Genomic DNA, 19,131 nt, shown 5'->3' with positions numbered 1-19,131 from the left:
CAAACGACGGGAGAACGCGATGGATCGTCTCAGGGGCAAGGTGGCGCTGGTGGTCGGTGCGGGCTCGATCGGGCCGGGCTGGGGCAACGGCAAGGCCACGGCCGTGACCTTTGCGCGGCAGGGCGCCAAGGTGTTCTGCGTCGACCGCAACAAGGACGCCGCCGCGGAGACGGCCTCGATCATTTCAGGCGAAGGCGGGCAGGCCGAGGCGTTCACCGCCGATGTCTCGAAGGCCGTCGAGGTCGAGGCGATGGTGAAGGCTTGCGTTGCCGCCTATGGCCGCATCGACGTGCTCGACAACAATGTCGGCATTGCCGAGATGGGCAGCGTGGTCGATGTCGATGAAGCGGAATGGGACCGCGTGTTCGCGGTCAACCTGAAGAGCGCCTATCTCGCCATGAAGCACGTCATTCCAGTGATGATCGGGCAGGGCGGCGGCTCCATCATCAACATCTCCTCAGTGGCCTCGATCCGCCAGGTCGGCATTTCCTATGTCAGCTATGGCGCCAGCAAGGCGGCGATGAACCAGATGACACGCACGACCGCGGTCGAGTTCGCGCCGAAGCACGTCCGCGTCAATGCGATCCTGCCCGGGCTGATGAAGACGCCGATGGTCGAGCACTCCGCGGGGCTGGCCGCGAGCTACGCCAAGGGCGATGTCGAGGAGATGTGGAAGAAGCGGGATGCGCAGGTGCCGATGGGACATATGGGCGACGCCTTCGACGTCGCCAATGCCGCCTTGTTCCTCGCCTCCGACGAGTCGCGCTATGTCACCGGCACCATGCTTGTGGTCGATGGCGGGCTGACCTGCAGGAGCTAACTCTCTCTGCGTCATTGCGAGCGAAGCGAAGCAATCCAGGGCCGAGCAAGGACTCTGGATTGCTTCGTCGCCTGCGGCTCCTCGCAATGACGAGGTGCGATACACTGCGCGATTATTGCGCCATTGCCAGCATGCTGCCGCCGATCGCGTGCCACGCCGACGTCACGCTGATCGGCCAGTTCAGCAGCTTCACGGCGATCAGCGCGAGTCCGCCATAGATGTAGACCGGGTGGACGCGTCCGAACGTGCGGCGGTCGTGGATGATCGCGACGACGAGCAGCAGGTAGGCGACGAAGGCCGGCGGGATCGTCACGAACACCGGCGGCGGGCCGAGCGGACCGGGGGGCGCCAGGAATGTCAGGAACCAGCGCGCCACGGCGGCGTCCAGCAGCGAGATGCCGGCGAGCAGCATCAGCCGCTTGTGGGTTTCCGGCCGGCGCAGATGGATAACCGCGAGCGTAAAGACCACGGCAAAGAAGGCGATGCCGCTGAGCGGCACGATGGCGAAGGCGATGCCCTCGTTGGCCTGCCCCATCGCCGCGGAACGCTTCATCGCCTCGATAGCAACGAGGAAGCCAAAGATCGTCATCGCCGTGGCGAGCGATACGCCGAAGATGCCGAGCGAGCGGTGCCACGCCGTGCGTCCGGATGCGGCAAGCCAGCTCTGCAGCGCGAAATACAAGGTCCAGGTGAAGAACAGGAAGCCATGGAAATGAATCACGGGCGCGCCGGAGAATGAGCCGCGGGCCAGTGGCAGCCAGTAGGTCGGCGCGAAGCCGATGATCGCAATGGCCATGCAGGCCAGAGCCATGTTGAAATAGAAATAGCGCGCAGGGGACGCAACGACGCCGCGTGCGCGCGAATTGTCGGTCAGAATAGTCATGCGGTTGTGTCTGCGGGAACCACAACAGGTTCAAATGACGACCGAGGACGTCGCCGGGGCGCGCATCCACAACATCTTGAGCGGAATGCGCGGCACGATCACGCGCAATTCAGCCGGGGGCCGCGATCGGCTCGCGAGCCCCATTCGCAAGGGTTGCCTTCTGCAGGAAAGGACTGTCGCACCGCTGCTGCCGCTGTATAGTTGAAGTCGCCGCAGAGGCGGTTACGCCCCGCGCGCCGTGCCGGACCGCCCACCACCTGAGAGAGCCATCTGCCTTGACCTCATCCGCCTCCTCATGGGCTGCAGCCGGTCGCCGGGATGGGCTGCTGCGCCTTGCCGCGCTGGTCACGCTCGGATGGCTGGCTTCGACCCAGGCCCATGCGGTCGGCGCGGCCGAGCCTGGCAAGGAGCCGGCGGTGGATGCCGGTGCCTGCATGGCGGCCTCGGAGGCGCGCGATGGCGACAAGGTGCTCACCGAATGCGGCGCCGTGATCGACAATCCCAAGGCCGCGAGGGCCGATCGCATCAACGCACTGATCGCGCGCGCCTCGATCTTCATCACCAGGGGTGAGATCGATCGCGCCATCGCCGATTACGGCGTCACCTTGCAGCTCAACCCGACGCTCGCCAGCATCTTCAATGCACGCGGCGAACTGCATCGCAAGAAGGGCGACCGTCCGAAGGCGCTGGCCGATTTCGCCGCGGCGCTGCGGCTCAATCCGGATCACGCCAGCGCCCGCAGCAACTATCACGCGCTCGCAGTGGAGCTCGAGCGCATGGGCGCGCAGATGGCCGTCGCGGGCCGGCCGAGCTTCAATTGCGCCGCAGCGCGGCGCGCCGTGGAAAAGGCGATCTGCGCCGATCCGGAGCTCGCCAATCTCGATCGCGAGATCGACGGCGCGCAGGCCCGCGTCGTTCGCGAGGCGGCCGGCCCCGCCGCGGCACGCGCCCTGCAGCGCGAACAGGACGCGTTCATCGCGCGGCGCAACGCCGGCTTTGGCAGACCCGGCTACGATCTCAAGAAGGCGATGCAGGACCGCCTGCGGCGGCTGAACGGCGTCGACGGCTATTGATCATCGGCGTGGCCGCTTGAACCGGGTTCCGGCCGGAGACGACAACGGGGGAGATCAGCGTCTCAACCCGCAACAGTCGAAATTCCGAGCCCACGCCGATGCACGCTTTCATCCATTCGATTTCATCCCGCTCATCCTACCTCGCGCTGCGTCTTGCGGCCGGCCTCGTCCTTGGCCTCGGGGCCCAGCCTGCATTCGCTGCGGACCCCGAATGCGCTTTGGGCAGCAAGGCGCCACCGTCCGAACTCATTGCCGCCTGCTCGACCGCAATCGAGCAGGCATCGAGTTCGCCCAAGGATCAATCCATCGCCCTGGTCGCCCGCGCCGACGCCCGTGCCCGCACCTCGGGCGGCATGACCCAGGCCCTGAAGGACCTCGACCGTGCCATCGCGCTCGACGGCAAGAATGCGCGCGCCTACCGGCTGCGTGGCGACCTGATGCGCGAGGCCGGTGGCGATGCCGGCAAGGCGGCGGCCGATCTGAGCATAGCGATCTCGCTCGATCCGAATGACGCCGAGGCCTATGAGTTGCGTGGCGTTGTCTATACCGAGCAGCGCCGTCTTGATCGCGCTCTGGCCGACTATGACCAGGCGATCCGCCTGAAGCGCGACTTCGCGCAGGCCTATGCCGACCGCGGCGTCGCCTTCTACCTGCGCGGCGACAATGAGAAGGCGGTGCGCGACTATGACGAGGCGATCCGGCTCGACCCCGAACGTCCCCGCACTTTCACCAACCGTGCCGCCGCCTACAAGAAGCTCGGCCAGATGGACAAGGCGCTGGCCGATGACGACGAGGCGATCCGGCGCGATCCGAAGGTGTCGGAATATTACGACAATCGCGGCCTCACCTACGCCGCCATGAAGGAGTACGACAAGGCGATCGCCGATTATGACCAGGCGATCCGGATGGAGCAGCGGGCGAATTTCCTCACCAATCGCGGCGATTCCCATCAGTTCAAGAACGAGCTCGGCGCGGCCCTCGGCGACTACGACGCTGCGCTGCGGATCGATCCGAATTTCGCGCTCGCCTACAACAACCGTGCGGTGCTGTACAAGAAGATGGGCGAACGCGCCAAGGCGCTGGCGGATTACGAGGCGGCGCTGCGGCTGGATCCCGGCAACGACAATGCCATCGCCGGCCGGCGCGTCATGCTGGCCGAGATCAAGACGTTCGGCGCCGAGCCGCCGCGCCCGTTGAATGCGCCTTCGGAGCGCAGCGGGCCGTCGTTCGAATGCACCACCGCCGTGCGCGAGGTCGAGAAGGTCATCTGTGCCGACCCGCAGCTGTCGGTGCTGGACCTCGGCATCGCCGAGAGCTACGCTCGCCGGCTCAAATCGTCCCGTGGTCGCCTTGCGGCCGAACTGCGCAGCGCACAGCGTGACTTCATCGCCGAACGGAATGCCCGGTTCGGCAAGCCCGGCTACGACCTTCGTCTAGCCCTGCAGCGACGTTTGGACATGCTGCGCGACGCAGGGCATTGATCCGCCCGGGAAAGTGACCGGACTCCAGGTTGCGCCTGATCTGGATCAATTCATGACGGCTTGAACTGTCGCTTTGTCCCGTGACAATACTCGGGAATAAACACAGATCTTGGGGAAACGTCATGAGCGCTGCGAGCCGCTATCACGAGGTCCATGCACGGTCGCTGCAGGACCCGGAAGGGTTCTGGGCCGAGGCCGCCCGCGCGATCGACTGGATCGAGCCGGCCAAGACCATCTTCGATCCCGCGATGGGCGCCTATGGCCGCTGGTTTGCCGGGGCCGTCGTCAACACCTGCTACAATGCGCTCGACCGTCACGTCGCCGCCGGCCGCGGCGATCAGCTGGCGCTGATCCACGATTCGCCGCTCACCGGCTCGGTCACGAAGCTCACTTATGCCGAGATGCTGAAGGAGGTGCAGACGCTCGCCGCGATCATGCAGGATTTCGGCGTGGCCAAGGGCGACCGCGTCATCCTCTATATGCCGATGGTGCCGGAGGCCATGGTGGCGATGCTCGCCTGCGCGCGCATCGGCGCGGTGCATTCGGTGGTGTTCGGCGGCTTCGCCGCCAAGGAGCTCGCCACCCGCATCGACGACGCCACGCCGAAGCTCGTGCTGTCGGCGAGCTGCGGCATCGAGCCCGGCCGCATCGTGCAGTACAAGCCGCTGCTCGACCAGGCGATCGAGCTCGCCGACAACAGGCCCAAGGCCTGCATCGTCCTGCAGCGTCCCGAGCATGTCTGCGAGCTCAAGCCCGGCCGCGACTACGACTGGGCGGCGCTGCGCAAATCCGCGCTCGCCAATGGCAAGCTGGCACCATGCGTGCCGGTGCTGGCGACCGATCCGCTCTACATCCTCTACACGTCCGGCACGACCGGCAAGCCGAAGGGCGTGGTGCGGGACAATGGCGGGCACCTCGTCGCGCTGAAATGGTCGATGGAGAATCTCTACGGCATCAAGCCGGGTGAGGTCTGGTGGTGCGCCTCCGACATCGGCTGGGTGGTCGGCCACAGCTACATCATCTACGGCCCGCTGATCCATGGCGCGACCTCGGTGATGTATGAGGGCAAGCCGGTCGGAACGCCCGATGCCGGCGCGTTCTGGCGCGTCATCAGCGATCACAAGGCGGTCGCTCTGTTCACCGCGCCCACGGCATTCCGCGCCATCCGCAAGGAGGATCCGGAAGGCACTTTCCTGCGCAAATATGATCTATCGCATTTCCGCACCCTGTTCCTGGCCGGCGAGCGCGCCGATCCGCCGACGGTGGAATGGGCCGAGCAGCAATTGAAGGTGCCGGTGATCGACCACTGGTGGCAGACCGAGACCGGCTGGTGCATCGCCGGCAATCCGGTGGGCATCGGGCTATTGCCGGTCAAGCACGGCTCGCCGACGGTTCCTATGCCGGGCTACCAGGTCGACATCGTCGACGAAGCCGCCAAGCCCGTGCCCGCCAACACGATGGGCTCGATCGTGATCAAGCTGCCGATGCCGCCGGGCTGCCTGCCGACCTTGTGGCAGCAGGAGGAGCGCTTCAAGGAATCCTATCTCAGCGAATTCCCCGGCTACTACAAGACCTCCGATGCCGGCTACAAGGACGAGGACGGCTATATCTTCGTGATGGGCCGCACCGACGACATCATCAATGTCGCCGGCCACAGGCTGTCGACCGGCGGCATGGAAGAGATACTGGCGTCGCATCCCGACGTCGCGGAATGCGCCGTGCTCGGCATCAAGGATGCGATCAAGGGCGAGGTGCCCTGCGGCTTCATCGTGCTCAAGGCCGGCGTCTCGCGCAGCCCGTCGCAGATCGAAAAGGAGATCGTGGCGCTGGTGCGCGACAAGCTCGGACCGGTCGCCGCGTTCAAGCTCGCCATCACCGTCGGCCGGCTGCCGAAGACGCGCTCCGGCAAGATCCTGCGCGGCACGATCAAGAAGATCGCCGACGGCGAGCAATGGAGCATGCCGGCCACGATCGAGGATCCCAAGGTGCTCGAGGAAATCGGCGAGGCACTGAAGAGCCGGGTGTAGCGTCACGCTGCTCAGGTCACCGGGCGGCGCGGGTCACTCTCAAGCCTCTCCATGAACACGCAAACAGCGTGGTCATGGTCCCGTATGCAGCGGCCGCTCCGTCGCTTGCCCCTCATGGTGAGGAGCGCCGACAGGCGCGTCTCGAACCATGAGGCTGCAGTGGGGGCCTCGCCTTCGAGACGCCCGCCTCTGGCGGGCTCCTCAGGGTGAGGAGCACAAGTTGCACTCGAACACGGCTCTGCCCTGGAGCATCATGAGGCGTCGACATCCGCGCCCTCGGGCTTGACCCGGGCGCCCATTGTCGTCAAGCAACGGGCCGGACCGCCCGATTGACGAGAATGGAACGTTCGATGCGACAGACCTCCGCCCGCCTGGCCCTGGTGCTGATGGCCGTGCTTTCGCTCTCGGCCTGCGCCTCGCGCAACCAGGGTCCTGCGGTGGCGCTCGGCAATGACGATGATGATGCGGTCTGTCAGGCCGGCGGCAAGGTCGCGCCGGGCTCCGCCGAATATGTCGCCTGCCGCAAGGATCGCGACGTGCAGCGGCAGCGCGCCGAGGCGCGTGCCGACCGCCGGCAGCGCGATCTCGGCGAATACATGATGAACCATCCCGACCGGCCCTGAGCGCCAGTGCAAGCGCCTCTCATGGCCCGTGACTTCGATGCAACAGTTGCGTGACATCGGCGCTGCAACAATGCCGATTGATTGAGATCAAATCCAAGCCCATGGCGTCCCTGCCACACCTGTGACCGCAAGGCGCGGCCGTGCCCGCGCAAACGTTGCTCAAGGGTGGTTATGGGGACCTCGATGAACAGAATCTTGAAACTCTCGTCATCGCTGCTGGTGCTGGCGGCGATCTGCGGAGCCATGGGCTCGGCGCAAGCAGCCGACCTGCAGGCGGCGCCGGTCTATACCAAGGCGCCGGTGGTCGAGGCGTGGAATCCGTGGATGCTCCGTGTCCGCGCGCTGGGTGTGCTGCCGGATGCTGGCGGCGCCACCGTGAACGTGACCGGCGTGCCGGCCCTGTCGTCGCCGAACTCCGGCCTGTCGATCTCCAACTCGGTCGTGCCCGAGCTCGACATCAGCTACTTCTTCACCAGGAACATCGCGGCCGAGCTGATTCTCGGCGTCACCCGGCATTCCATCGGCGGCACCGGCTCGCTCGACGGCCTCAACATGGGCAAGGCCTGGCTGCTGCCGCCGACGCTGACCCTGCAATATCACTTCACCGATTTCGGCGCGTTCAAGCCGTATGTCGGCGCGGGCGTGAACTACACGGTCTTCTTCAACCAGAGCGCCGCGAACCAGGTCTGGAACGGCCTTGCCGTCACCAACCTGCACATCTCCAACCAGTGGGGCGCCGCGGTCCAGTTCGGCTTCGATTACATGCTCGACAGGCACTGGGGCCTGAACGTCGACGTCAAGAAGCTGTGGCTGCAGCCGAACTACTCGGCGACCGTCAACGGCGCAATTCCGGTCACCGGCCGCGCCAACATCGATCCGTGGCTGGTCGGCGTCGGCGTCACCTACAAGTTCTGATTTGTCGCGTTCCTCCCAAGACTGCATGGCGCCGGCATCCCCGGCGCCATTTTTTTGGGGGAGAATTGCTGCTGGCTAGTTTTGAGTTTGGATGGAGCTCGCGCCTCCCCCACCGCTGTCGTCCCGGCCTTGAGCCGGGACCCATACGCCGCGGCGGGAATGAAGGACGAGGCGCTGAGCCACGACCGGCTTGGGCCGTTCCGCAAGCCTGTGGTTATGGGTCCCCGCGTTCGCGGGGACGACACCGATGATTGTGGCAGGCGCTGTTGATGGCCGATAGAGATGGACGCCCGCGCGTCCTACTCTTCGTCCTCGTCCTGCTTCTTGCCGCCGATGGTCTTGAGCTTGGCGAACACGGCGTCGACGTTGAGATCGTCCTCGTCGCGGCCCGCCGGCTCGTACTCGTCCTTGCGGGTGGTCTCGGAGGCCGGCAGCAGGGTGGCGCCGCTGTAATTGGCGTCGAGCGGCTTTTCCTTGGCGGCGCGCTGGACCTCGAAGTCGAGCTCGATCTGCGAGCACAGGCCGAGCGTCACCGGATCCATCGGCGTCAGCGTCTGCGCGTTCCAATGGGTGCGGTCGCGCACGCTGGCGATCGTGGTCTTGGTGGTGCCGACCAGGCGCATGATCTGGGCGTCCTTGAGCTCGGGATGGTTCCGCACCAGCCAGAGGATGGCGCTCGGGCGCTCGTGGCGGCGCGACACCGGGGTGTAGCGGGGGCCCTTGCGCTTGGGCTGCGGCGGCAGCACCACCTTGCTCTCCTGCAACCGCAGGCGGTAGTTCGGGTCGCGCTCGGCCTTCTCGATCTCCTCGCGGGTGAGCTGCCCGGTCGAGATCGGATCCATGCCCTTGATGCCCTGGGCGGCGTCCCCGTCGGCGATGGCGCGCACCTCGAGCGGGTGCATCTTGGTAAAATCGGCGACCTGGTCGAAGGTCAACGCAGTATTGTCGACCAGCCACACGGCAGTTGCCTTCGGCATCAGCGGGGCGTTGCTCATGGCAAATCTCCTTTGTGCTCCGCCCCGGCCCTGGGAGGCGAAACCTGTGGTCATCGGCGATGACGGGAATTGGCCCTATATAAGCCGTCCCGGGGGCGGGGCGCAATGGCCTGGAGAAAACGGCCTTGACAGCGCTCGAAAGCAGTCCCAAGTCCTACCCAAACGAGTGTCAGACCCAAGCTCTTCGCGTATCGACCGCCCCCGCTTGCCGGCCCGGGGGTCCGTGGTCGCCGAAACCAGCCCGCACAGATCAGCTCAGACCAGCCCCATGGCAGCCAAACCAGACCTCAAAATCGTGCTTTGCTCGCCGCGCGGCTTCTGCGCCGGCGTGGTGCGCGCCATCGACACCGTGGAACGGGCGCTCGCCATCTATGGCGCCCCGGTCTATGTCCGCCACGAGATCGTGCACAACAAATACGTCGTCGACAGCCTGAAGACCAAGGGCGCCATCTTCGTCGAGGAGCTGGCGGAGATTCCCGACAGTACCAACGCACCGGTGGTCTTTTCGGCGCATGGCGTGCCGAAGTCGGTTCCCGCCGAGGCCCAGGCGCGGAACTTCTTCTCCCTGGACGCGACCTGCCCGCTGGTGACCAAGGTCCACCGTGAGGCCGCGATCCATTTCAAGCGCGGCCGCGAGATCCTGCTGATCGGCCACTCGCACCATCCGGAGGTGGTCGGCACGGTCGGCCAGCTTCCGGCCGGCGCCGTGACGCTGATCGAGACCGCCGAGGACGCGGCGACCTTCACCCCGAAGGACCCGGACAACCTCGCCTTTGTCACCCAGACCACGCTGTCGATCGACGACACCAAGGACATCGTCGCGATCCTCAAGGGCCGGTTCCCGAACATCTCGGGCCCGCACAAGGAGGACATCTGCTACGCCACCACCAACCGCCAGCTGGCGGTCAAGAAGGTGGCCCCGGTGGTCGACGCGCTGATCGTGGTCGGTGCGCCGAACTCGTCGAACTCGCAGCGCCTGCGCGAGGTCGCCGAGCGCGAGGGCTGCCCGATTGCGGTGCTGGCGCAGCGTGCCTCGGACATCGACTGGGCGCGCTTCGAGGGCATCAAGAGCCTGGGCATCACCGCCGGTGCCTCGGCGCCGGAGGTGATCGTCGAGGAGATCATGGGTGCCTTTGCCGAGCGCTACGTGCTGCATGTCGAGACGGTGTCGGCGGCCGAGGAGAACGAGTTCTTCCCGCTGCCGCGCTCGCTGCGTCCGGAAGCGGCCGCCGAGTAAGCCGGCCGCTTGTTTTCCGCCCTCGGCGGCCTCTCGGCCTTGAACCCGGCGCCCGCATGCGCGATGAAGGGCGCAACGGGCCTGTCCGGTGATGAAGTTCGCATCGGAGAGGCGGGGGCAGGCGAACTTCGACAACTGGGATAGCGCATGGCGGTCTATACCGACGTCGCCGCCGACGAGCTTGCGGACTTCCTCAAGACCTACGACATCGGCGAATTGCTGTCCTACAAGGGCATCGCCGAAGGGGTCGAAAACTCCAACTTCCTGCTCCACACCACCAAGGGCTCCTACATCCTCACGCTGTACGAGAAGCGCGTGGCGGTGGACGACCTGCCGTATTTTCTGGGACTGATGGCGCATCTGGCCGAGCGCGGCGTGAGCTGTCCGCAGCCCGCGCGCAATCGGGACGGCGCGGTGTATTCGAGCCTGTCCGGCCGGCCCGCGGCGATCATCAACTTCCTGGAAGGCATGTGGCCGCGCAAGCCGAACGTCACCCACTGCGCCGGGGTCGGTGCGGCGCTGGCGCAGATGCACCTCGCCGGACGCGACTTTCCGCTGGTGCGCAAGAATCCGCTCTCGGTGTCCGGCTGGCGCTCGCTGTTCGCCCAGGCGGGCGACCGCGCCGACACGGTGCAGCCCGGCCTCTCCGCGCTGCTGTCGACCGAGCTCGATCATCTCTCGCGCGCATGGCCGACGGATCTGCCGGAGGGCGTCATCCATGCCGATCTGTTTCCGGACAACGTGTTCTTCCTCGGCGACAAGCTCTCGGGGCTGATCGACTTCCCGTTCTCCTGCAACGACATTCTGGCGTATGACGTCGCGATCTGCCTCAACGCCTGGTGCTTCGAGGCCGATCATTCGCTCAACGTCACCAAGGCGCGCGCCTTCTTCAACGCCTATGGCCGCGTCCGGCCGCTGTCCGAGGCCGAGCTGGAGGCGCTGCCGCTGCTGGCGCGCGGCGCCGCCATCCGCTTCCTGCTGACGCGGCTGGTGGACTGGCTCAACGTGCCCGCGGGCGCGCTGGTCAAGCCGAAGGATCCGCTCGAATATGTCCGCAAGCTGCGCTTCCACCAGGCGGTGACCAGCGTGCGCGACTACGGCATCGGTGGAGCAGTGGCGTGAGCGAGCATCCGGTCGTCAGCATCTACACCGACGGCGCCTGCTCGGGGAATCCCGGGCCCGGCGGCTGGGGTGCGATCCTGCGCTTCGGCGACAAGGAGAAGGAGCTCAAGGGCGGCGAGCCGCACACCACCAACAACCGCATGGAGTTGATGGCCGCCATCTCGGCGCTGGAAGCGCTGAAGAAGTCGTGCCAGGTCGAACTCTACACCGACAGCCAATATGTCCGGCAGGGCATCACCGGCTGGATCCACGGCTGGAAGCGCAACGGCTGGAAGACCGCCGACAAGAAGCCGGTCAAGAACGCCGAGCTGTGGCAGCGGCTCGACGCCGCGCTGAAGCCGCACAAGGTCAACTGGCACTGGGTCAAGGGCCATGCGGGGCACGCCGAGAACGAGCGCGCCGACCAGCTCGCGCGCGATGGGGTGGCGATGGCGCGGATGCAGAAGAACGTGCGAGGCTGACCCGATCGCCACGGTCGATCGTCATCGATCGTGGCGTCGCCTTCTCGTCACGTCCCTCCGAGTGGGCTGCGCTCGATGGCGAAATCGTCAAGCAAGGGGGAGCTGCGGCCTCCGATCAGCGTCGCGACGAGCTCCGAGGCGAGGTAGCTGAACGTGATTCCATTGCCGCCATATCCGTAGGCGCCGTATACGTTCTTGTAGCCCGGGACGACGCCGATCAGAGGCAGCCCGTCATCGGTCGTGTCGAATGTTCCGGACCATTGATAGTCGGTATCGAGAATAGCGCGCGGCCATAGGGCCGAGAGTTCTGCAGCCAGGCGCCGCGACTTCTCCGGGATGGCATGGTCACGAGCGTCCGGCTCGATGAGCTCGTCGTCGTCCTCGCCTCCGAAGATGATCCGCCCGTCCGGTGTGGTGCGGGCATAGTGATAGTCGTCGCTGGCCTCCCAGATCAGAACCTCGTCCTTCCAGAGATTCTGCGGCTGGGGCACGGTGGCAATGGCCCAGCTCGACGTCACGCGATGGATCGTCGGCTTGACGATTCGGGGGATCGCGTAGCCGGTTGCCAGCACGACGTGACGAGCCTCGATCTCGTGACCGTCGTCGAGGCCGACGGTCACCCTTGCTTTCCCGCAGTCGAAGAAGACGGCATTGCCTTGAACAAGGTGTGCGCCTCGCGACAGCGCCAGGGACAGCAGGCCGCCTGCCAACTGCACCGGGTCAGCGTCGGCGGCACCGGGGGACAGGATCGCGCCCGCTCGGGCGAAGCCGAAATTGTCGAGGAGAGTGCGGTGATCAAGGAAGATGCCGGGCAGCCCGGCTCGGGTGCGTTGCGCGAGCTCGTCACGCAAAACCCTCGAGTCGTCATCGCGCGCAAGATAGAGCGACTGGCGGGCCCGCAATTCACCGGGCAGCGTCCGCTCCGAGATCTGGCGCTTCAATTCCGTCACCGCGCGCAGGCTGGCCTGATAGCATCGCGCGGCGCGGTCGAAGCCGATCAGCGACCCAAGCTGCCCGAGTGGTCGATCGATTTCCCACAGCAGCATGGCGGTGCTGGCGGCCGTGCTGCCGCGGCAGGGCTGCTCGCGATCAATCAGGACGACGTCGTGCCCTTCGCGGGTGAGCCGTTCAGCCATCATCGCGCCGGTAATTCCGGCGCCGACGATCAGGACGTCGCAGCGAAAACTCGCGACACCGGCCGCCGTCGGAAACGACGGTACATCCGGCCAGGGCGGCCTGACGCTCCGGACGTCGTCCTGCTGCATTTGTTGCGGCTGATCGTTGAAGATGTCGACCTCCCGGCGAACTGAGGAACCGGCCTCTCTAACGCCGTCATGCAACTTCGGTTCGGCGCAAAATGTCTTCGCGAGGTCACTTCCGAGGCGGTCCATTGCGCGGCCTTTCCCCGGTCGACGGCCGAGCGTGGAGGGCCGGGCTGGGACGTCGACAGCGCGCAAAAAGCAAGGGCCGGGAGAGATTCCCCCGGCCCTTCGCCGCATATCCTGGACTTATCCGTTGGAGTCGGCCGCTCCTAGCGCCTTGACGGTCGAATCCGGATCGAGCCGTCCAGCGCGCCTGATCGCCGTCACAGCTGTCCGAGCAGCGTGTCGCCGCCGGAGACCTCGACCTTGCCCGGGGCGGCTTCGAGGTTCAGCTTGGTGACCTTGCCGTCCTCGACCAGCATCGAATAGCGCTTGGAGCGGATGCCGAGGCCGGCGCCGGAGGCGTCGAGCTCCATGCCGATCGCCTTGGTGAACTCGGCATTGCCGTCGGCCAGGAACACGGCCTCGTCGCGCTGGTCGGTATCGCGCTTCCAGGCGTTCATCACGAAGGCGTCGTTGACCGAGACGATGGCGATGGTATCGACGCCCTTGTCCTTCAGCGCATAGGCGTTGAGGAAGATGCTGGGCAGATGCATCTTGTGGCAGGTGCCGGTGTAGGCGCCGGGCACCGCGAACAGCGCGACCTTCTTGCCCTTGAAGATATCGTCGGTGGTTTTGACCTGCGGGCCTTCGCCGGTCATCACGCGGAACTGGGCCTGCGGCAGCTTATCGCCAACCTGGATCGTCATATCAAAACTCCTTCCCCTGGATGTATCTTGCAAGCGTGTCTTTGCGAACGCGTCTTGCGCGGTGCGCGCTACACTATTCGGCGGACCGGAAACGGCAACGGCCCGCCGCGATCACGACTCCGTCATCGCACGACGCTGCCGCGCCGCCGACGGATCACGCCGCCGCGGCCGGCTTCTTCTTCTCGTCGCGCAGCTCCCGGCGCAGGATCTTGCCGACATTGGTCTTCGGCAGCTCGGTCCTGAACTCGATCTGCTTCGGCACCTTGTAGTTCGTGAGCTGCTCGTGGCAGTGCTTGATGATGTCCTCGGAGGTGAGGTTGGGATCCTTCTTCACCACGAACGCCTTGACGAGCTCGCCGGTCTTCTCGTCCGGCAGCCCGATCACGGCGGTCTCCAGCACGCCTGGATGGGTCGCGATGACCTCCTCGACCTCGTTCGGATAGACGTTGAAGCCGGAGACGAGGATCATGTCCTTCTTGCGGTCCACGATCTTGACCGAGCCGTCCGCAGCCATGACGCCGACGTCTCCGGTGCGGAAGAAGCCGTCCGCCGTCATCACCTTGGCGGTCTCGTCGGGCCTGTTCCAATAGCCGGCCATCACCTGCGGGCCCTTGGCGCAGATCTCGCCGGGTTGGCCCAGCGGCACCTCGTTGCCGTCATCGTCGCGGATCGACAGCCAGGTCGACGGCAGCGGCAGGCCGATCGTGCCGGTGAACTCAGTCGAGGTCGGCACGTTGCAGGTCAAGACCGGCGCGGTCTCCGACAGGCCGTAACCCTCGGCGATGCTGCAGCCCGTCACCTGCTTCCACTGCTCGGCCACCGGGCGCTGCACGGCCATGCCGCCGCCGTTGGAGACCTTCAGCTTGGAGAAGTCGATCTTCTTGAAGTCGGGATGATGCAGCAGGCCGTTGTAGAGGGTGTTGACGGCCGGGAAGGTGTTGACCTGATACTTCATCAGCTCCTTGATGAAGCCGGGAATGTCGCGGGGATTGGGGATCAAGAGATTGGCGCCGCCGGCGCGCACCGCGAGCAGGAAACAGCAGGTCAGCGCGAAGATGTGGTACAGCGGCAGCGCGCAGACGATCAGCAGCTGATCGACGTGCGGCGCCCGGTCCATGACCGGCTGCAGCCAGGCGTCGTTCTGCAGCACGTTGGCGACGACGTTGCGGTGGAGCAAGGTGGCGCCCTTGGAGACGCCGGTGGTGCCGCCGGTATATTGCAGGAAGGCGACGTCGTCGGGGCCGATGGTGGGCTTCTGGAAGCGCTTGCCTCGGCCGGCGGCGAGCGCATCGTTGAACGGCACGGCGCCCGGCAGCGAGAACGCCGGCACCATCTTCTTCAGGCGGCGGACGACGAGGTTGACGATCACGCCCTTGAAGCCGAGCAGGTCGCCCATGCTGGCGACGACGATGTGTTTGACCTGGGTGTGTCCCACCACCTGCTGCACGGTGTGGGCGAAATTCTCCAGCACGATGATCGCCTCGGCGCCGGAATCCTTGAGCTGGTGCTCGAGCTCGCGCGGCGTGTAGAGCGGGTTGACGTTGACGACGGCGTAGCCCGCGCGCAGCACCGCGGAGATCGCGATCGGATATTGCAGCACGTTCGGCATCATCAGTGCGACGCGCGCACCCTTCGCCAGACCCAGGCCCTGCAGATAGGCGCCCATCGCGACCGACATCTCGTCGAGCTCGCGATAGCTGATCGCCTTGTCCATGCAGATGAAGGCGCGGCGATCGGCGAATTTCTTGAAGCTCTCTTCCAGCAGGTCGACGAGCGACGGGTATTTGCCCGGATCGATATCGGCGGGAACGCCGGCCGGATAGTGCTTGAGCCAGATGCGCTCCATGACCCTTCCTCTCTGATCGTCTCTTGTTCGTATATCGGCAGCCGCCTCTCTGGGGCCGGCGGCGCCAATATCGAATTTCCGGCCGTTCAAGGCAAGCGGCCGGCGCGTCGATGAAAGGGGAGGTACAGGCAGTCCGGGCCGAGGGCCCGCGCCAGTTGCTGGCTGCGTCAGTATGCGCCGCGCGGGATCAGCCGTCCTTCGGCGAGGGCTTGCCGTCCGTCTTCGGCTTTGCGGCGGCCTTGGGCTTGGTGGGCTTGGGCGCGTCGGAGCCGGCTTTTTCCGCCGGTTTTCCGCCGGCTTCGTGCTTGGCGGCGACGTGGCGTGCCGCGCCCGGCTTGGCGTTCGACGGCTTGGCATCCGACGGCTTGGCCGCGGCCTTCGCATCCACATCGGTCTTGGCGGCGGTCCGGGTCGCCGGCTTGGCATCCTTGCGGGCGGCGGCGTGCGCCTTCTTGCCGCGGTGCCTGGCCGGGGTCTGCGCGTCGGCATCGGCGGCGACGGCGGCGATCAGCGCCGCGCCGGTGCGCGTCGGGCCGGTGTAGACCACGACCGGCTCGGACGGAGCGGGGGCCGCCGCCAGCAGTTCGGACGGCTTCATGGACGGCGCCTGCAGGCCGGCGAGCAGGGTGCCGCCGGTCGCTTCGCCGTCCGCACCGGCAACGGTGTCCTCGTCCTCATCGCTGGCCGGCCGGTGGCGGCGGCCGTTGCACATGTCGTCGCGCAGGTTGGGCGGCGTCGCGTCGACCGGGGCCAACTGATCGACCGTGCCGAGCGGCGACTTCAGCCAGCTCAGCTGGTTGCCGTTGAAGCCGCGGTCGAGCATCTGGATCGCGCGCACGGCGCGCATCTGTCCCGAGGAGGCGCCGAGCACCACCGCGATCAGGCGCTTGCCGTTGCGGGTCGCCGACGCCACCAGATTGTAGCCCGAGGCGCAGATGAAACCGGTCTTGAAACCGTCGGCGCCGGGATAGCGCCCGATCAGCTTGTTGAAGTTCTGCACCACGCGGCGGCCGTAGCGGATCGACGGGATGTGGACGAAGTATTCGTACTCGGGAAGATCGCGGATGATGGCGCGCGCCAGGATCGCGAGATCACGCGCCGAGGTGATCTGGCCGTCGGCAGGCAGTCCGTTCGGATTGACGTAGCTGGTCTGCGTCATGCCGAGCTTGCGGGCGGTGTCGTTCATCATCGCCGAGAAGCCGTCGATGGAGCCGCCGACGCCCTCGGCGAGCACCACCGCCATGTCGTTGGCGGACTTCACCAGCATCATCTTGAGCGCGTTGTCGACGGTGAGCTGCGTGCCCGGCCGGTAGCCCATCTTCGACGGCGACTGCGAAGCCGCGGTCGGCGAGACCGTGAACAGCGTGTCGAGCGTGATCCTGCCCTCCTTGACCGCCTTCAAGGTGACATAGGCCGTCATCAGCTTGGTGACTGATGCTGGGTACCAGGGATAGGTCGCGTTCTGCGCTTCCAGCACCTTGCCGGTGTCGGCTTCGACGAGCAGCAGCGCCTCGGCATGGGCCCAGCGCGGCGCGAGCACGAGAGCGGCAGCGAGAACGATGATCTGAAGCGGGGAATAGCGGAACAACAGGCGAAGCGTCTGCACTGGTCAGATCCGGTCCTTTGAGACCCGCCTCGCGCGGCGAGGTGGGCAAACGGGCTTTCGGGTTTCAAGCGTGTCCGGTGCCGCTTCGGTTGCGGCAGGTCGCGAACCTATACCGGCTCGACGCTGGCGAACAGAGCCCAGCCATTCAATTCCACGATGAAAGCGTCCCGCGATCAGGCCTTGACGGTGGTGCTCTCGCTGTCCGGCGCGGCAAGCGACGCACGTGCGCTCTCCTGCACCATGAACTGGGCCTTCGCGAGTTCCGCGAAGTGGCCGCCCTTGGCGACGAGTTCATCGAACGTTCCGCTTTCGATCACGCGCCCGTTCTCGAACACCAGGATTCGCGTCGCATTGCGAATCGTCGAGAGCCGGTGTGCGATCACGAAGGTCGTGCGTCCCTTCATCACCTCGTCGAGCGCCGCGTTGAGCTTGGCCTCGGTGACGGCATCGAGCGCGGAGGTCGCCTCGTCGAGAATCAGGATCGGAGGATCCTTCAGGAGGGCACGCGCGATCGAGAGCCGCTGGCGCTCGCCACCGGACAGCATGCGGCCGCGCTCGCCGGCGTTGGTATCGAAGCCCTGGTCGGCACGATCGATGAAGTCGAGCGCCTGGGCGCGCGCGGCGGCGGTGCGCAGCTCCTCGTCGGTCGCGTCCGGCTTGCCGACCAAAAGGTTCTCGCGGATCGAGCGATTGAACAGCAGCGCCTCCTGGAACACGACGCCGATGTTCCTGCGCAGTGCCGCGAGCTTCAATCCGCGGACGTCCATGCCGTCGATCCTGATGAAGCCGGATTGCGGATCGAAGGCGCGATGCAAGAGCGCAATCGCGGTCGACTTGCCGGCGCCGGTCGGTCCGACCAGCGCGATGGTCTGGCCGGGCAGCGCGGTGAAGGTGAGGTCCTTCACCGCCGGACGCTTGCCGTCATAGGAGAACGAGACGTCGTTGAATTCGACCAGGCCCGAGAGCCGGCCGACCTCGATCGCGTCGGGACGGTCGCGCACGGCCGGCACCGCATCGAGCACGGTGAAGAACTCGGCCAGCCGCGGCGCCTCCATGAACACGTTGTTGATGAAGGACACGACCTGCTCGAGCTTCTGGATCAGCATGGTCGCGAACGACACGAACATCACGATCTCGCCCACGGACGTCAGTCCGGCCTGATGCAGGGCGATGCCCAGCGTGAAGATCGCGAGCACGGTGATGGTGGTCGAGGCACGCGTGATGACCGTCACCAGCGCCCACCAGCCGAGCACCGGCATCTGCACCGACAGCAATTGTCCGGCCACGGTGCGCAGGCCCTGCACCTCGGCATCGATGCGCACGAAGCTCTGCACCAGCGCGACGTTGCCGAGCGCGTCGGAGGCACGCGCCGACAGGTCGCTGTAATGCTCCTCGACCTCGCTCTGCATGCCGTAGGTCTTGCGTACGACCAGGGTCGTCAGCACGGTGAACACCACGCACAGCACGAACAAGAGGATCGCGAGCCGCCAGTTCAGATAGAGCGACAGCGGCAGCAGCACCAGCACCGACATGATCGCGGCGAAGTGCTCGCGGAAGAACGACAGCCACAGCTTCCACAGCGCGTCGGTGCCGTTGATCATCACCTTCATCAGCCGGCCGGAATGGGTGCCGGAATGGAACGTCAGCGGCAGCTGCAAGATGTGCTCGAAATAGCTCGTCAGCACCGCATGGCGCTGCCGGTGCGCCAGCCGGTCGGCCTGCAGCGCGACCCAGGCGCTGGCCAGTATCGTGAACAGCCCGAATCCGGCCCAGGCCGCGAGCAGCGGCCAGGCGGTGCTGGTCGAGGCGTTGCCCGAGAGCGAGTCGACAATGCGTCCGAACAGCACCGGCTCGGCGAACTGCGCCACCGCCAGCGCCAGGTTGGCGATCGCGAGAAACCAGCCGAGCCGCGCCTCCTTTCCGAGCAGATGGAGCACGCGGGCATAGATGCGGAGCAGGGACATGGGCGGG

General features: G+C 66.1%; 16 protein-coding genes. 9 read left to right on the top strand and 7 right to left on the bottom strand.

Features of this window, described 5'->3' with window-relative positions; all coding sequences use genetic code 11:
- Positions 1-19 precede the first annotated feature (19 nt).
- Complete coding sequence (locus ACQR2C_RS18095) at positions 20-820, top strand: SDR family NAD(P)-dependent oxidoreductase (RefSeq protein WP_315804628.1); 801 nt, start codon at positions 20-22, stop codon at positions 818-820.
- Between the two features lie 112 nt (positions 821-932).
- Here the strand turns inward: ACQR2C_RS18095 and ACQR2C_RS18090 are convergent, their stop codons facing one another.
- On the bottom strand, positions 933-1,703 hold the full coding sequence (locus tag ACQR2C_RS18090) for a hypothetical protein (protein WP_434881763.1): 771 nt from the start codon (positions 1,701-1,703) through the stop codon (positions 933-935).
- A 323-nt stretch (positions 1,704-2,026) separates the two neighbouring features.
- Here ACQR2C_RS18090 and ACQR2C_RS18085 point away from each other — a divergent pair, with 323 nt between their 5' ends.
- The 5 genes from ACQR2C_RS18085 to ACQR2C_RS18065 all read left to right on the top strand — a co-directional run bounded on the left by ACQR2C_RS18085 (position 2,027) and on the right by ACQR2C_RS18065 (position 7,822).
- A complete protein-coding gene (locus tag ACQR2C_RS18085; protein ID WP_315804685.1) occupies positions 2,027-2,776 on the top strand; it encodes a tetratricopeptide repeat protein in 750 nt (249 codons plus the stop codon).
- Positions 2,777-2,874: 98 nt separating this feature from the next.
- A complete protein-coding gene (locus ACQR2C_RS18080; RefSeq protein WP_434881762.1) occupies positions 2,875-4,257 on the top strand; it encodes a tetratricopeptide repeat protein in 1,383 nt (460 codons plus the stop codon).
- Between the two features lie 122 nt (positions 4,258-4,379).
- Positions 4,380-6,284, top strand: a complete 1,905-nt coding sequence (locus tag ACQR2C_RS18075) for a propionyl-CoA synthetase (RefSeq protein WP_316218049.1) — start codon at positions 4,380-4,382, stop codon at positions 6,282-6,284.
- 350 nt (positions 6,285-6,634) lie between these two features.
- Positions 6,635-6,907, top strand: coding sequence for a hypothetical protein (locus tag ACQR2C_RS18070; RefSeq protein WP_315804623.1), 273 nt, complete (start codon positions 6,635-6,637; stop codon positions 6,905-6,907).
- A 183-nt stretch (positions 6,908-7,090) separates the two neighbouring features.
- The gene (locus tag ACQR2C_RS18065) at positions 7,091-7,822 is read left to right on the top strand and encodes an OmpW/AlkL family protein (RefSeq protein ID WP_434881761.1); all 732 of its coding nucleotides are present in this window, start codon (positions 7,091-7,093) and stop codon (positions 7,820-7,822) included.
- A gap of 299 nt (positions 7,823-8,121) precedes the next feature.
- Here the strand turns inward: ACQR2C_RS18065 and ACQR2C_RS18060 are convergent, their stop codons facing one another.
- Positions 8,122-8,817: a DUF1013 domain-containing protein gene (locus ACQR2C_RS18060; RefSeq protein WP_315804621.1), complete on the bottom strand. Its 696-nt coding sequence runs from the start codon at positions 8,815-8,817 to the stop codon at positions 8,122-8,124.
- A 268-nt stretch (positions 8,818-9,085) separates the two neighbouring features.
- Between ACQR2C_RS18060 and ispH the strand changes: the two genes are divergently transcribed.
- The 3 genes from ispH to rnhA all read left to right on the top strand — a co-directional run bounded on the left by ispH (position 9,086) and on the right by rnhA (position 11,637).
- The gene (gene ispH, locus ACQR2C_RS18055) at positions 9,086-10,054 is read left to right on the top strand and encodes a 4-hydroxy-3-methylbut-2-enyl diphosphate reductase (protein WP_315804620.1); all 969 of its coding nucleotides are present in this window, start codon (positions 9,086-9,088) and stop codon (positions 10,052-10,054) included.
- Positions 10,055-10,201: 147 nt separating this feature from the next.
- A complete protein-coding gene (locus ACQR2C_RS18050; RefSeq protein ID WP_434881760.1) occupies positions 10,202-11,176 on the top strand; it encodes a homoserine kinase in 975 nt (324 codons plus the stop codon).
- Entirely contained in the window at positions 11,173-11,637 is a 465-nt protein-coding gene (gene rnhA, locus ACQR2C_RS18045) for a ribonuclease HI (protein WP_315736125.1), read from the top strand. The genes ACQR2C_RS18050 and rnhA overlap by 4 nt, the downstream gene beginning before the upstream one ends.
- A 47-nt stretch (positions 11,638-11,684) precedes the next feature.
- On the opposite strand, the gene ACQR2C_RS18040 is transcribed toward rnhA, so the two are convergent.
- From ACQR2C_RS18040 to ACQR2C_RS18020, 5 genes are all read right to left on the bottom strand, one after another.
- Positions 11,685-13,028, bottom strand: a complete 1,344-nt coding sequence (locus ACQR2C_RS18040) for an NAD(P)/FAD-dependent oxidoreductase (RefSeq protein WP_434881759.1) — start codon at positions 13,026-13,028, stop codon at positions 11,685-11,687.
- A gap of 194 nt (positions 13,029-13,222) precedes the next feature.
- Positions 13,223-13,708, bottom strand: a complete 486-nt coding sequence (locus ACQR2C_RS18035) for a peroxiredoxin (protein WP_315758853.1) — start codon at positions 13,706-13,708, stop codon at positions 13,223-13,225.
- Between the two features lie 154 nt (positions 13,709-13,862).
- Positions 13,863-15,554: a long-chain fatty acid--CoA ligase gene (locus tag ACQR2C_RS18030; RefSeq protein ID WP_434881758.1), complete on the bottom strand. Its 1,692-nt coding sequence runs from the start codon at positions 15,552-15,554 to the stop codon at positions 13,863-13,865.
- Between the two features lie 187 nt (positions 15,555-15,741).
- Positions 15,742-17,160: a serine hydrolase gene (locus ACQR2C_RS18025; RefSeq protein WP_434881757.1), complete on the bottom strand. Its 1,419-nt coding sequence runs from the start codon at positions 17,158-17,160 to the stop codon at positions 15,742-15,744.
- A gap of 173 nt (positions 17,161-17,333) precedes the next feature.
- Positions 17,334-19,124: a glucan ABC transporter ATP-binding protein/ permease gene (locus tag ACQR2C_RS18020; protein WP_434881756.1), complete on the bottom strand. Its 1,791-nt coding sequence runs from the start codon at positions 19,122-19,124 to the stop codon at positions 17,334-17,336.
- Positions 19,125-19,131: the final 7 nt, after the last annotated feature.

The organism is Bradyrhizobium sp. HKCCYLRH3061 (assembly GCF_051168015.1).
Lineage (GTDB): Bacteria > Pseudomonadota > Alphaproteobacteria > Rhizobiales > Xanthobacteraceae > Bradyrhizobium.
The sequence above is the reverse complement of the archived record's forward strand: the minus strand, read 5'-3'. Positions and strand labels throughout refer to the sequence as shown.

What these genes read in the sequence shown, in the direction of transcription:
- ACQR2C_RS18050 (WP_434881760.1), top strand. Translation starts at nt 10,202, where the DNA reads ATGGCGGTCTATACCGACGTCGCCGCCGACGAGCTTGCGGACTTCCTC.
- ACQR2C_RS18080 (WP_434881762.1), top strand. Translation starts at nt 2,875, where the DNA reads ATGCACGCTTTCATCCATTCGATTTCATCCCGCTCATCCTACCTCGCG.
- ACQR2C_RS18060 (WP_315804621.1), bottom strand. Translation starts at nt 8,817, where the DNA reads ATGAGCAACGCCCCGCTGATGCCGAAGGCAACTGCCGTGTGGCTGGTC.
- ACQR2C_RS18075 (WP_316218049.1), top strand. Translation starts at nt 4,380, where the DNA reads ATGAGCGCTGCGAGCCGCTATCACGAGGTCCATGCACGGTCGCTGCAG.
- ACQR2C_RS18070 (WP_315804623.1), top strand. Translation starts at nt 6,635, where the DNA reads ATGCGACAGACCTCCGCCCGCCTGGCCCTGGTGCTGATGGCCGTGCTT.
- ACQR2C_RS18090 (WP_434881763.1), bottom strand. Translation starts at nt 1,703, where the DNA reads ATGACTATTCTGACCGACAATTCGCGCGCACGCGGCGTCGTTGCGTCC.
- ACQR2C_RS18035 (WP_315758853.1), bottom strand. Translation starts at nt 13,708, where the DNA reads ATGACGATCCAGGTTGGCGATAAGCTGCCGCAGGCCCAGTTCCGCGTG.
- ACQR2C_RS18040 (WP_434881759.1), bottom strand. Translation starts at nt 13,028, where the DNA reads ATGGACCGCCTCGGAAGTGACCTCGCGAAGACATTTTGCGCCGAACCG.
- ACQR2C_RS18095 (WP_315804628.1), top strand. Translation starts at nt 20, where the DNA reads ATGGATCGTCTCAGGGGCAAGGTGGCGCTGGTGGTCGGTGCGGGCTCG.
- ACQR2C_RS18030 (WP_434881758.1), bottom strand. Translation starts at nt 15,554, where the DNA reads ATGGAGCGCATCTGGCTCAAGCACTATCCGGCCGGCGTTCCCGCCGAT.
- ACQR2C_RS18065 (WP_434881761.1), top strand. Translation starts at nt 7,091, where the DNA reads ATGAACAGAATCTTGAAACTCTCGTCATCGCTGCTGGTGCTGGCGGCG.
- ACQR2C_RS18020 (WP_434881756.1), bottom strand. Translation starts at nt 19,124, where the DNA reads ATGTCCCTGCTCCGCATCTATGCCCGCGTGCTCCATCTGCTCGGAAAG.
- ispH (WP_315804620.1), top strand. Translation starts at nt 9,086, where the DNA reads ATGGCAGCCAAACCAGACCTCAAAATCGTGCTTTGCTCGCCGCGCGGC.